Raw genomic sequence first — 386 nt, 5'->3', positions numbered from 1 at the left:
CGCATCATTCACCGGGGTGATGGTCACCGCCACCGTCGCGGTGCGGTGCCGCCGTGGCCGTCGCTGACGGTGTAGCTGATGGTGTCGCTGCCGTTGTAGTTGGCCGCCGGGGTGTAGGTCAGCGTGCCGTTGGCGTTGATCACCACCGTGCCGTGGCCGGCGCTGGCGGCGGTTACCGTCAGCGTGTCGCCGTCCACATCGCTGTCGTTCGCCAGCACGTTGACGGTGACCGGCGTGTCCTCCAGCGTGGTCGCCGTGTCGTTCGCCGCCACCGGCGCATCGTTCACCGGCGTAATACTCACCGTGACCGTAGCGGTGGCGGTACCGCCGTGGCCGTCGCTGACGGTGTAGCTGATGGTGTCGCTGCCGTTGTAGTTGGCGGCCGG

Annotated in this window: 1 protein-coding gene; it reads right to left on the bottom strand. The window is 68.4% G+C overall.

What is annotated here, in order from left to right; all coding sequences use genetic code 11:
* Positions 1-23 precede the first annotated feature (23 nt).
* On the bottom strand, positions 24-386 hold a 363-nt coding region (locus DXX3274_RS00690; protein ID WP_202960822.1), incomplete at its 5' end, for an Ig-like domain-containing protein.

The sequence above is a fragment of the Dickeya sp. NCPPB 3274 genome (assembly GCF_000406205.1).
Classification (GTDB): domain Bacteria; phylum Pseudomonadota; class Gammaproteobacteria; order Enterobacterales; family Enterobacteriaceae; genus Dickeya; species Dickeya fangzhongdai.
Note: the sequence above shows the minus strand (reverse complement) of the source record. Positions and strands in the feature narration are given on the sequence as shown.